Below are 14,114 nucleotides of genomic sequence, written 5' to 3' on the forward strand. Positions count from 1 at the left end.
TCATGATTCAGAAATTCATACTTGGCCTTTGTTTGTTGAGCTGTGGCCAGGCAGCACTCGCGCAAAACGAGCACGAAATGTCCACGACGTACCAGGTTCCTAAAGATTCGCTGGTGCGGCAAAAGCTTGCCCAATGGCAGGACCAGAAGTTTGGTTTGTTTATGCACTGGGGCACCTACAGCCAATGGGGCGTGGCAGAAAGCTGGACTATTTGTCCCGATGACTGGGTTACACGAACCGGGCCTTATAGTGATGATTATTTCACTTATAAAAAAGCATACGAAAACTTACAAACCACGTTTAACCCGGTCAACTTCAACCCCGAAAAATGGGTTAAAGCCGCCAAAGCCGCTGGCATGAATTACATGGTGTTTACAACCAAACATCATGATGGCTTTAGCATGTTTGATACCAAGCAAACGGATTATAAAATTACCGACCCTAAAACGCCTTTCTCGAAAAACCCACGTAGCAATGTGACGAAAGAAATATTTGACGCCTTTCGTAAAGATAATTTTATGATAGGGGCATATTTCTCTAAACCCGACTGGCATAACCAAAACTATTGGTGGTCTTACTTTCCGCCCAAAGACCACAATGTTAACTATGACCCGCAACGCTACCCGGAACGCTGGCAAAAATTTAAAGATTTTACCTATGACCAGATTGAAGAGTTGATGACCGGCTATGGTAAAGTAGATATTTTATGGCTCGATGGCGGTTGGGTGCGGCCCTCAACAACAAAGGGAAACGATCCGCAGCACTATAACCAGGATCTTGATATGGCCAGAATAGCAAAAATGGGGCGCAGTCATCAGCCGGGCCTCATTATGGTAGACCGTACCGTTGCCGGCGAATTTGAAAACTATACAACGCCGGAGCAGGAAGTTCCGGATAGGCCCCTATCCTACCCTTGGGAAACCTGCATGACCATTGGTAAATATTGGAGTTACGTACCTAATGACGAATTTAAACCCAGCCGTCAACTGGTGCAAACATTGATAAAAATAGTGTCACGCGGCGGCAACCTACTGCTTAATATTGCCCCGGGACCTGATGGCGACTGGAACCCCGTTGCCTATCAAAGATTGCAGGATATTGCCGATTGGATAAAAATTAATGGGAAGGGTATTTATGGCTCGGAACCTGTAGCCCCCTACTCTGCCGGCAACATTTATTTTACTAAATCGAAAACCACGAAAACGTTATATGCTTTTTGGTTGTCTGAAAAAGATATGGTAAACCTACCGGCCAACATAAGTTTTCCGGTAGATAATATCAAACAAATTAAAAAAGTAAGTTTGCTGGGCAGTATTAAAAAACTGAAATGGGATTATAAAAACGGACTGTTAAGCATTCAAATACCTGATGCTTTACAAAAGACCGATGCCTTAAAATATAGCGGCACTTTTGTATTGGAATATTAAGGAAGATGATTATTAAAGGTTACAATTTAGTTAATTTAACCATCACCACATCGTTTATACCGATAGTTGTTTTCGATGCACGTTTGGTGTTGCCTAAAGTTTTCTTCAACCACAAGTCGTATATCTTGTAGGCCGATGTATTAAAATCAATATTGATACCCGAAAGATCATCTTTTACCGGATGATCTTTCCAATTATAGGTAATGGTTTGAGGCCTGGCCGATCTGTTAAAAAAACAAACAGCCAGTTCATTATTGGCTAATGGTTTTATCCATATTTCCAACCCATCAACTGCCGAATACTTAAAGCCCTCAATTCCTAAAACATCCTGATCTACGGCAATCACATCCCTGTTTGTCAATATGAATTTGGTTTGGGCCGACATTTTACGCAGATCATTACCGGCCATCAACGGCGCCGCCAGCATACACCATAACGAAAAATGTGCCTTATCCTCGTTATACGGCATACCGTTACCTACTTCCAACATATCCAAATCGTTCCAGTGACCTGGCCCGGCATATTTTCTGAGTCCCTCCTGCTGATCAAAGATACCGGTAACCCCTAAGGCATTCCACGTACCCTTATTTACCAAACGTCCGAAACCGGCACCTATATCGCCGGTTGTGCGCCATAAATGCCCTACGTTTTTGGCCCATAGCCATGGTTTATGGTTACCCCATTCGCACAAGCTAAATACCATTGGCCTACCGGCAATTTTAATAGCTTTGCTCATGGTAGTGTAGGCTTCGTGCGCATTTAGGCTGTCTGTATTGCACCAATCAAATTTTAAATAGTCAACACCCCACGAAGCATACAAACGGGCGTCCTGGTATTCATACCCACGCGTACCGGGGTAACCGCCGCAAGTTAATGTACCCGCGCAATTGTAAATGCCAAATTTTAGACCCTTATTGTGCACATAATCTACCAGTTTTTTTATGCCTCCCGGAAACTTCACCGGATCGGCAATCAGGTTGCCATTATTATCCCTTTGCATGGCCATCCATCCGTCATCCAATACAAAATACCGGTAGCCGGCATCCTTCATACCCGATGAAACGAAATTATCAACCATATTCTCAAGCATTTGCTCATTAATATTGGTTTGAAACGTATTCCAGGTATTAAAACCCATAGGGGGCGTTTGCGCCAGCTCCTCAAATTTTTGAGCAAACAGGTTATTAACGTTCAATAAAATTATAATCGCAGTATATAAAAATGATTTTACCATTTGGTGTAATTATTAACGGAGAGATAATGCACTACCTGTCAGCTTGGTGTATTAGGAATAATTTATAAAGTTGACTTATACCGGAGTTTAAATAGCTTTCAACCAAGAACAATCACCCTCGGATTATACCAAGCTGTTAACCTTATGTATAACCATGCTTGAATCAAATACAACCTGGTGAAAGCCGGGGCTTGATGGAGTTTCCTTAGCACGGTCATCAATTAACTTGAAAAGTATTTCTGCAGCTTTTATACCTTGCTCTTTGGGGAATTGTTCGATAGATGCGAGCGGCGAATTATCCGTAAAACTCCAGATAGGTGAATTGGCGAAACTAATAAAGCTGATATCGCGATTGACTGCCAGATTGTGTTTTTTTACCTGTCCCATGGCGTCCCGGGCTACGTAATCGTTGAAAGTGATGACAGCTGTGGGTCTGTCCGCCAATGCTATCAGTTCTTCCATAGCCTGCTGATTTTGCTCACGCGACAGGTCTGAAGAAACAACTAATCCCGGTTTTATGTCTATATGATGATTACCAAGCCCCTCTTTATAGGCTGCCAGGCGCTCTTTACTTGCCGCGAGTTGCGATGGGCCATTAATTAAACCGATATTTCGATGTCCTTTTTCTATCAAACAATCAATGGCCTGGAACATCCCCGATTGGAGATTGCAAGCGGAATAATGTATATCCTCCATATCAGGTATCCGATCAACAAACACGATGGGGATATTGTATTTTTTCAATTGATTAAACACTTCATAATCGGCGGTATTTTTGCTTATGGATATGATAACACCATCTAACCGGTGATTTCTCATAGTCTGCAGGATCCGTTTTTCCTTATCGGGGTTTTCTAATGACTGCCCGATAAAAACATTGTAGTTTTTTTTACTCGCATAATCTTCAATCCCGCTAAGGGCCAAAGAAAAAAAAGCATCAGAAAAATCAGGAAGAATAACACCTATAGTGAATGTTTTTCGCTGCTTAAAAAAAACCGCGGTTTGATTACGCTCATAATTTAATTCGTTTGCTATCTTATTAACCCGCATGGTTGTCACCAGCCCAATACTTGGATGGCCGTGAAGGGCCCGGGATACCGTTGAAGCATTTACTTTTAAGCGTTTAGCTATCTCTTTAATTGTAGGGATCTTTTCCATTTGGTAAACAAGATTAAAACAATGAATATTTATTATCTATTAGTCCAAAAAAATCGTTGGTGTCAAATAATTAAAGGGTTAACGTGCCCCGTATGACGTTCTATAATTGCAAAGCCAAATCAGTATGCGTAAATCCACATGTGTTATTGATAAGCGCCTTTACTTATTTGCTGATTAACAATACGCGTGTTGCCGTCAAAATCTGTACTGCCGTTGACAATATCAGATATAACCTGCCCGCTGTTTTTTGCTGTAGAAGACGATTGCAAATGAAGATTGGTGCCGCTTGTATTTATGAATAAAGGATTTACACCATTTGTTGAGTTGGTGTCGCTGCTGCTGGCCGCCTTCCATGCATTATAATCGGTGTACAAAGCGCCGTTCCACGTCCATTGCGTGGCGCCAGTTGTATAGTACAGGTTATAATCGATGACATTGCCAGATCCTTTAGCCGTGTACTTATGAACAAACATATCTGATGCTCCCGCGTAGATAATGTTGTTTTTGATAACGTTATTGTTGCAATCTTCCCTGATGCTTATCTCCCCCTCTATTTCACCGAAAGCGCCTAAGACCTGGTTATTGTTGTATAAGGTGTTATTTACAATAGCCGAATTTGTTGTACCGGCCCCTGTATAATTTAAATATCCACCCATATAAATACCGGCCCGCCAGCAGTTATATATAAGATTGTTCCTGATGGTAACATGATCGGTAGGGAACCCGTTGGTTTCGCTTACCGCACCAATGCCCCTGTCTGTAACGGATATCCTGTTTTTTTCTACAATCACGTTTCTGCCGCCATCAACATAAATCCCTATGGCGCCATACCCGCCAAGCGGCCCTCTTTTGCTTTCAATATTATACAGGGTATTACCACTGATAACGCCGTTTCGTGCGTAATTAAGTGCAGGATCGGTGTTGGCAGCATAACCGCCGGCAGCGTCAATACCAATATTTTGGCCGTTATATATGGTATTGTTGGTGATGGTGAACCCATCAACATAGCCGTTAATGGTCAGGTTTTCGCCATAGCCGGTTTTACAATCATGGATGGTATTCCCGCTAACAGTGATATTGGTTACCGGATCGGTTGTATTTCCAATGATCAGAATGGCGTTCCCACCCCCGTTTAGCGGCAGCTGGGTATAATCAATACCATATATGATGTTATTCTTTATGGTAATGTAATCAGACCCGCCTTCAACCATAATAGCTTTAGGATCGCCGGTTGATGTTTTAAAATTGCGTATTTCAAATCCATCCACCACTATAAACTTTGCCTTATCAATGGTTACCAGCGCCTCGCGACCATTAACACTAAAAGCACTACCATCAATAATGGGCTTTTCGGCATGATAAGCTTTTAATGTAATATACTTATCCATTATCCCCGACTTTGGGAATACAACCTTTTCGCTATAAATTCCACCTCTTACCATTACAGTATCCCCAGGCACCGTATGACTTAGCGCATTATTAATGGTTTGGAAAGGTGCATCAATTGTACCTTTATTTGACTCTGATCCGCTGGCGGATACATAATAAATGTGGACACCAGCAGGCGGTATTACAACCCCCACGGCATTTTTTTTACTGCAACCAAATACCTGCGCTACAAAACCAAGCATTAAAAAAAATTTGATATTACGTTTCATTGCCGTTCGTTTTAAATTAAAAACCTTTATTGCTGCGCACCCTTGCTTATTTTGTTGTTCACAATCCGCGTATTACCGTCAATATCTGTCGCCCCGTTAATATCGGCTGAAATTACCTGGCCGGAATTTTTTGCAGGGGATGATGATTGAATATGCAAATCGGGGAGTGAGGTGCTCTGTAAAACCGGGTTGGCGCCATTTGATGAATTGGCATCATTGCTGCTGGCGGTCTTCCAGGCATTAAAATCGGTATATGGCGTACCGTTGGTGCTATTCCAGATCCATTGCGGTGTGCCTGTGGTATAGTACAAATTGTTATCAATTATATTATTGCTGCCCGTTGAAGTATACTTATGAATAAACACATCAACCGGCCTTGCATACACAATATTGTTTTTTATTACGTTGTTGTCGCAATGCTCTGTGAGCCTTATCTCGCCTTCAATTTCGCCAAATGCGCCCACAACACGATCATTTTGATACAGCGTATTATTTACCACATAGCAGTCTTTAGTTCCGCCGGATGTATAATTCAGGTAATCGCCCATGTATATGCCTGTACGGTAGCAGTTGTATACAAAGTTGTTTCGCACAATGGTAGTTTTGGTAGCATATAAGTTGCTTTCGCTCACCAGCCCTATCCCCCTGTCGCTATTATATACTTTATTCCGCTCTATAATGGTATTAGCTCCGCCGCAAACGTAAATGGAAATGGCTCCATACCTGTCGGCCCCCCAGGTTTCAGGGGTCCTGGTCATGGTGTTGTCGTGAAATATATTGTCGCTTATTACCCCATTACGGGCGTAGTTGGTTGCAACCGCGCCGTTTTTATTGAGGTTATCGCCACCGGCAACAATTATCCCGATGTTTTCTGTATCGTATACTTTATTATGGCTAAAAATGAACCCATCTATATTGCCGGCCAACGTTACATTTTCGCTTGTGCCTGTTTGTGTATCATGTACGGTACACCTGGTAATAACCAGGTTGGTAATAGCTGTGGTTCCGTTACCTATTACCAATATGGCATGAGCGCTTCGCCAATCAGATAATGACGCGTTGCTTTTAATATTATAGATATTGCAGTTTTTGATAGTGATATCGCGCGAATCGCCGTTAATGGCTATCCCCTCCGGATCAGTATTAAAAGTTGCACTTGTAAAATTGCAGATATCAAAACCATCCAATGAAATATACTTTACATTGGTTAGCGTAACTAATGACATCCAGCCCGAAACTATTATTTTGCTGCCGTCTATTACCGGCTTTTCGCCGGGATATGCCTTTACCGTAATCAGCTTATTCATAATTCCCGACTTGGGGAACACCACTTTATCGTAATAAGTGCCGCCTCTAACCATAACGGTATCGCCAGGCACAGCGTGGCTTAGCGCAGTATTGATGGTTTGATAAGGCGAGTTAATGGTACCTGTATTGGCATCGGATCCATTGGTTGATACATAATAAATATGAGTACTGATCAATGGCGTTACATTATTGCCAGCCGTTTTTTTACTGCAAGCCAGCGTTTGCAAAGCAAAAACAGACACTACCAAAACATTGATATAAAATTTCATTTCGATTTTTTTAATTAAGAAATATATGCTGCTTTTAGTTTATTGATCACTAAAGGTGTAAAGTATAGCCCCCGCAGCAGTTAGGTGTCTGCTACGAGGCACTATACAAATCAAACAATCATAAACTATCACTCAAATGCTTTTCCAGGCAGTTAAAAATGCTTGCCGGAAACAGACGATCAAGATTTACAGCATTGATTGGGGGAGCTATTCAGCATGCGGACCGCATTATTCTGAAACTATTTTCCTTATCCTGTTATTATTTTTATCCAGCACATACACTGTTCCGTTTTTGTCGACAGCGACTCCCGTTGGCGCACTAAAAAGCGCAAAACCTCCTATTGCATCGGTGTAACCCGCTGTACTACTTCCGGCAAAGGTGCTCACCTCAAAAGTGCCTGCCTGTATATAGCGGATACTTTGGTCCACATGGCTGATGTCGCCATAAACGGTCCCGTTGCCTGCCACATATACATTGTTATTATTATCTACAGCAATGCCCCATGGCAACGAAAATTTTGATACCGCGGGTGCCCCGTTTACATACCCGGCGCTCCCCTGCTGCCCGGCGATGATACTGCCTTGCCATGTCCCGGCGGTATACTTTTTGATAACGTGATCTCCGTGCACTGATACGTAGAGATTACCGGTTTTATCAAACTTGATGCCTGCTGGATAATTAAGGCCAGATACAACTTCTTTAGCGGTCCATTGGGCTGATACCTGGTAAATGTTTCCCGGGCTGGAGCAACTTGAATAATAAACATAGCCGGTAGTTTTATCAACAGCCACACTCCAGGGCGATTGGTTTCCCCAGGCCCAGGTAGTGGCTGTACCATCAGGAGATATTTTACGGATGTCCCAATTCCCGGGATCGGCAGAATATACGTTGCCCTGGGCGTCAACGGCTACATCATAAGGCAAAGAAAAGCTTGCGGCAGTCCCTTTTCCATCCGCATAGCCAGAAACACCGGGGTTACCGGCAAATGTTGTCACGTTCCCGCCGGTATCAATTTTCCTGATACAGTGGTTCCCCGGATCGGCAACATAAACATTCAGATTATCATCAACAGCTACGCCACAGCTCCTGTACCAGCCCTGGCCATTAAAATCAAACTGGGCATCCGCTCCCTGGCCGTTGGCAAAACCGGCTTTACCCGACCCGGCCAGTGTAGTTACTGTCCTGGTATATTGATAAGTAAAGTTAGTTGTACTTGTAGCAGTCCCTTTACCTATAGTTACAACAATGGGGCCGCTGCCTGCTTTTTTTGGTACTACTACCATCATTTGTGTGGTATTGGCACCAATAACCTTCAGCTTTACCCCATTCAGGGTAACGGCAATTTGCGCGGTGTCTGTCGAGAAATTTGTACCATTAATCAATACTTCGGTGCCACCACCGCCCTGCGCCGGGATAAAGCTATTGATGCTAATTGGCGAATTGGCATTATGCGCCGGGGCTTTGTCTTTTTTACAACTTATAAAAGCCAGCATTATAAAAACCCCGCTGGCAAGTAAGTATCGATTTGTACTTTTTGCCATTATGTTTATGAATGTTTTCATTTGAATAATTACTCTTTAATTATTTATTTTTTTACACATCTTTTATTGCCTTTTGGGCAAATAAAAACACACATTTACCAACCGGGATTTTGTACTAATGCCCTATCGCGGTCTAACTGGTACTGGGAAATTGGGAACAGGTACATTTTATTGTTCCATACTCTTTTTTGGAAAAGCGTTTTGTTATAAAAAGCTCCAAACGAAAATCCCTGGCCCTGGTCGTCGGTATTTACATTTAATCCATAAATGGTTTGGTTTTCATTGGCACCCAATAATAGCCTTCTTATCAGCGTATAGTACCTGTCGCTTTCAAAACACAACTCCACCTGTCTTTCCCTCAAAATGTATTTCCGCATTAAATCCTTGTTTCCTATGGCACCCGGATAAACAGTTTCTATACCGGGCAAACCGGCCCTGCTCCTGATCTGATCAAGGTAAATCACAATATTTTGATTAGCCGGATCGTATTCATTCAAAGCCTCCACATAATCCAGCAAAATTTCGGCATACCTCATCAATATAAAAGGGCGGTAATTGGCAGTCCACTGCCTTATATTATCGGCAGGGCTTACATTTTTTAGCACATCATACCCGGTGATATTATTACTGGCACCGCTTGCCTTTGCACCGGCCTTGCCATTGTAATAAAACTCGGCACGGCCTGTTCCATCAATATTTTCGGTTGAGGAGTAATAGTTTTTATCATCAACAGTTGGCGCAGGTAATACCGGGCGGCCGTTATATTGAATGTAAGCGTAAAACCGTGGTTCGCGATTGGCGTACATGTTCCACTGCCCCTTCTTGTGTTCCCAATACTTTGCGCCATTACTTTGCACAAAATTGCTTGCAGTATATCCAGACAGCGGGTCGTCAATGGTTCTGCCATTATTCATGTAAAATGCATCCACAATGTTTTGGGTAGCGTTATACATGCTATACCCACCGGCACCTGGCGTTACACATTTTGTATATCCCGCGTAATTCCATGAATTTCTCGAAAATATAATTTCGCTGTTCCAGTTGGTAATGAAAAGATCTCTTACAGACAGGTAAGGATCAAACACGGTTCCACCGTTATCAAGATTGGTAAATAATTTATAGGAGCCAAGGTCAATTACGGCTTTTGCAGCATCCGCGGCTACTTTCCATTTATTAGCATCATATGCTGTTGGCGCCAATTGTTTACCATCCTGGTTTTTAAAAGAGGCAAATGCAGAGTTACCATTCCATAGCGGGCTTGCTGCCAGCAAAGCTATTTGCGCTTTTACAGCAAGGCAGCTACCTTTTGTTGGCCGGCCATAATTACTGGTTGTGCCCCATTCGGCAGGTAAACCGGCTGCGGCCTGGTCCATCAATTGGTTAACGTAATCCTTACATTCATCAAAAGATGATCTTGGATACTTATTGAAATCATCATTTAAGCTTAATGCTTCGGTTACTTTTACAACCGGTCCGTATTGTTTTATCAGCTGCCAGTAAAACCATCCGCGCAAAAAACGGGCTTCGGCTTTATATTGATTTTTTAACGTTACGCTTAACTGGCTCAGCGGAACCCTGTCAATATTAGCCTCAAAAATAAATGACGACCGTATTCCCCTGTAATAGTTATCCCAATAGTCAAAATAAGCATTTACAGGGCTCCAGTTGCCTGCAACCATTTGCCTTACATTGGTACCCGGGATAGATACAGACGATTCGTCACTGGCTCCCATGGCGCTAAAATCGCCCCCATCGGTCTCAACAATATATCCATATATATTGTACAGGTATGATTCGGCATTGGCCCTGGTGCTCCAAATCAAATCAGATGTCAGCAGGTTATCGGGTTTTTTATTAAGATAATTACAGGACGATAAACTGGCACTCAGGAACCATACCCCAACCGCCATAATTAGTATATTTTTTTTCATTGGAAAAACTTTAAATACTTTTAAAATTGATTTAAATCCATTATTTCTAAAACGCAGCCCTTAACCCAAAAGCAAGTATTCTAACCGGTGGATAGCCTGCGCCATTAGAGCCGAGTTCGGGGTCCCAAAGTTTAAATTTGGAGAATGTCAACAGGTTTTGGCCCGTTAAATAAAGGTAAACCGAGTTAACACCCGCCTTTGTAATAAACTGTGGACTAAGCGTATAACCTAATGTTGCCTGTTTTAAACGAACAAAACTCGCATCTTTAGACCACCATGTACTTGGCTGATAGTTGTTACTATTTTGGTTGGAAATGCCTAATCGCGGATAATCTACATTTTGGCTGGGGTTTTCAACTGTCCACCTGCTTTCAAGATTGGCAAGCATACCTGATGGATATGTTCCCATACCTGTAAATGGCACAATACCTGCGCCACCGGCACCTGCACCTGTTATTGAAGAACCATTGGCCATTATGATTACATTGGAGGTTCCCTGGAAGAAGAGCGAGAGATCGAACTTTTTATAACCAACCGTAAAACCTGCACCATACAATATAGTTGGTATATCAGATTTACCGGTATATACTTTATCGAAGCTATTGATTACACCGTCGTTGTTTACATCTTTGTATTTAATATCACCGGGCCTTAAAATTGCTCCAAACTGGCTGGGGCTTTTATCAACATCTTCCTGGGATGTAAAAAGCCCCTGGGCAACATACATTAAATTATCGCCATACTTACGGCCTGTTGACTGCTGATAAGCGTACAGCTGTTTAGGTTCGTCTTTCTGTACAATTTTATTATTGTTATAAGTAAGGTTACCATACAGACGAAGGGACACTTTGCCTATGTTGTCGTTATATTCAACATTGCCTTCAACACCATGGTTGTTCATTTCGCCCAAATTGGCAAATACGGCCCCGCCTACACCCAATATTCCCGACAGTGAACTGCGTTGAACCAGGATATTGGTTCTTCTTTCTTTATAAGCGTCAATCGTAATATTCAGCTTATTAAACAGGCCTATTTCCAACCCAATATTGTCTTTGGTTGCCTTTTCCCAGGTTAGGTTCTCTACCCCGATTACGGTTTCGGTAGTGCCACCATATACAGTTCCGTTTAATCCTAAACCAACAGATCCGCCACCGCCATACTGGTTGATATAAGGGAACCTGGTGATGCCATAGGCAGAGCCAATCTGATCATTACCCACAAGGCCATGCGAGCCTCTTATTTTAAGCAGATTAAATGTCTTTGACAACCCCTTAAAAAAAGGCTCTCTTGAAATTACCCAGCCGCCTGAGACAGATGGAAAAAAGCCGAATTTTTTACCGGCTTCAAAATTTTCTGAACCTGTATAACCGGCATCAAACTCCAGCAGATATCTATCGGCGTAGGCGTAAGTTATCCTGCCCGCCAGACCCTGGTTATTATAAGGAATAGAGCCAATAACGCTCCCGGCCGAACTAACCACCCGCGACCTCATGTTATATAAAAACAATGCGCCCACATGATGTTTGCCAAAGGCCTGGTCGTAATTAACGTTTGTTTCCAGGTACATGGTTTTTTCGGCAGATGACGATTGCGTATAGCCCAAAAACTGGCTCCCGTACCGTGATTGGCCGAATACCAAATTACCCTGCGGATCTCTTGACGTGGCTAAAAAGAGGTCGTTGGTGCCGGTTCTGCCGTTATCATTTTCGCTATAAGAATCGAACGAAAACCTGGCCATAGCACTTAAACCGTCTGTAATTGCATCTAATTTTTGGTTGAGAGAAAATACCGACTGGATTGTAGGGCGAAACTCACTGTTATAACCGGAATTTTGAACGTCGTTTACCGGGTTGGAGCCACCGTTATTAAACGGCCCGGCCCATATGCCTCCCGGATATTGTATCGGGAATGCATTAGGCGGTGTTAAATACGACTCGTACCAAATACTGCCGGCAGAAAGGCCGGGATAACGGCTGCTAACCAGCATCGCATCCAGGTTCATCGACAATAAGGTGGTTTTACTTAAATCTATATCAAGGTTCGATCGGAAATCATACCTTTTAAAGTTTAGGTTGGGGTTGTAGCCGTTTTGCTTGGTTACCTTATAGCTTCCCTCCTGATCATAAAAAGAAGCAGAAACATAGTACCTTACAGATGGTGCTCCGCCACTTACATTCAGGTTGGTATTATAGCCCGGTGCCCAATCCTTATAAACAGATTTTATCCAGTTAACATTAGGGTACAGGTACGGATCTAAACCACTCGCTGTTTTTTGTATAGTTTCTTCAGAATAGGCAGATGAGTTACCATCATTTGTAGTTGCTTCGTTGTGCAGCCTCATCCATGATACCGCATCCAGCATTTTTGGCGTTTTAGTGAGGCCAGACATGCTCATTTCACTTTTCAAGGAAATTTTAGGCTTACCTGCAACACCTCTTTTGGTAGTAATAATCAAAACACCGTTGGCGCCTTTGGCACCATAAACAGCTGTTGATGAAGCATCTTTTAACAAAGAAATACTTTGAATATCTTCCGGATCGATGTTATTATAAGCCCCTCCATAGGTGCTGTTTACATCATCGCGCTGCACTCCATCTATAATAATAAGCGGGTTTGAATTACCTGTAAAAGTACCTATACCCCGGATGGTAAATGATGCATTATCGTAACCGGGTTCTCCGCTTCTCTGCATAGATATAACCCCGGCAACTTTACCTGCCAGCGCGTTAGATAGTGAGCGGTTTGGTGTTGTTATATCGGCCACGTTTACTGTTGTTACGGCCCCGGTTATTGTCAGCTTTTTTTGCTTGCCATAACCTACTACCACAACCTCATTCATGCCTTTGGTATCGTCAAGCAATTTAACGGTTACAAAAGATGTTGACGCGGTAACCACTATTTCCTGGGATACAAAACCGGCAAACGACACAACAAGGGTGTTGTTAACATCAGCGTCGATATTAAACCTGCCTTCGCTGTTGGTTACAACGCCCTTATTAGTACCTTTAATACGCACACTTGCACCTGGCAAAGTAAGCCCCTTTGAATCGGTAACAACACCCGAAACTTTTATAACGGGTGCTGCCTGCGACGGTGTTTCAAAAGGTTTAGGTTTGATAATAATTGTTTGCTCGCTTATACTATATACAAACGGCTGACCTTTAAATGTCAGTTTTAATACTTCCTCTAATTCGGTATTCAGAACATTAATACTTACCGGGTTAGCCTGCTTAATCAATTTTGAATTATAGAAAAAATCATATCCGCATTGTTCCCTGATTTCTTTAAGAACTTTTTCTAACGGAGCATTTTTTTCTGATAATGTAATTTTTTGCGCGTAACCTGAAGCACTTGCCTGAAGTATGGTTGCTACCAACAGTATGATGGATAGTTTCATAATCAACAAAGCTTTATTTTTTATACAGGGGAGCCTGCATAAACTTATTTCATAACATTTCATACATTTGAACTTGTTTGGGTTTAAGGTGTAATTGGACTACGAATTTAGTTTCATGGTAAGCCCTAACTTTTTAGTCGGGAGTGTTCGAGCACTTCCGGCTTATTTTTTAGGTTACCTTAATGTGGGG

8 protein-coding genes are annotated in these 14,114 nt (G+C 42.5%); 1 reads left to right on the plus strand and 7 read right to left on the minus strand.

Annotation, left to right across the window (positions count from 1 at the left end; translation table 11 throughout):
- Positions 1 to 2 precede the first annotated feature (2 nt).
- Positions 3 to 1,427: an alpha-L-fucosidase gene (locus AC1DXF_RS21630; protein WP_477450782.1), complete on the plus strand. Its 1,425-nt coding sequence runs from the start codon at positions 3 to 5 to the stop codon at positions 1,425 to 1,427.
- 19 nt (positions 1,428 to 1,446) lie between these two features.
- On the opposite strand, the gene AC1DXF_RS21635 is transcribed toward AC1DXF_RS21630, so the two are convergent.
- The 7 genes from AC1DXF_RS21635 to AC1DXF_RS21665 form a co-directional block, all read right to left on the minus strand.
- A complete protein-coding gene (locus AC1DXF_RS21635; RefSeq protein WP_477450783.1) occupies positions 1,447 to 2,661 on the minus strand; it encodes a glycoside hydrolase family 27 protein in 1,215 nt (404 codons plus the stop codon).
- A 123-nt stretch (positions 2,662 to 2,784) separates the two neighbouring features.
- Complete coding sequence (locus AC1DXF_RS21640) at positions 2,785 to 3,819, minus strand: LacI family DNA-binding transcriptional regulator (protein WP_477450784.1); 1,035 nt, start codon at positions 3,817 to 3,819, stop codon at positions 2,785 to 2,787.
- A 143-nt stretch (positions 3,820 to 3,962) separates the two neighbouring features.
- Complete coding sequence (locus AC1DXF_RS21645) at positions 3,963 to 5,477, minus strand: right-handed parallel beta-helix repeat-containing protein (protein ID WP_477450785.1); 1,515 nt, start codon at positions 5,475 to 5,477, stop codon at positions 3,963 to 3,965.
- A 26-nt stretch (positions 5,478 to 5,503) separates the two neighbouring features.
- Complete coding sequence (locus AC1DXF_RS21650; RefSeq protein WP_477450786.1) at positions 5,504 to 7,054, minus strand: right-handed parallel beta-helix repeat-containing protein; 1,551 nt, start codon at positions 7,052 to 7,054, stop codon at positions 5,504 to 5,506.
- Positions 7,055 to 7,282: 228 nt separating this feature from the next.
- Positions 7,283 to 8,596: an IPT/TIG domain-containing protein gene (locus AC1DXF_RS21655; protein WP_477450787.1), complete on the minus strand. Its 1,314-nt coding sequence runs from the start codon at positions 8,594 to 8,596 to the stop codon at positions 7,283 to 7,285.
- Between the two features lie 95 nt (positions 8,597 to 8,691).
- Positions 8,692 to 10,527 (minus strand): RagB/SusD family nutrient uptake outer membrane protein, encoded by a 1,836-nt coding sequence (locus AC1DXF_RS21660; RefSeq protein WP_477450788.1) that lies wholly within the window; start codon positions 10,525 to 10,527, stop codon positions 8,692 to 8,694.
- A gap of 46 nt (positions 10,528 to 10,573) precedes the next feature.
- The gene (locus tag AC1DXF_RS21665; protein WP_477450789.1) at positions 10,574 to 13,924 is read right to left on the minus strand and encodes a TonB-dependent receptor; all 3,351 of its coding nucleotides are present in this window, start codon (positions 13,922 to 13,924) and stop codon (positions 10,574 to 10,576) included.
- Between the last annotated feature and the right edge of the window lie 190 nt (positions 13,925 to 14,114).

The sequence above is a fragment of the Mucilaginibacter sp. P2_A5 genome, from assembly GCF_056404995.1.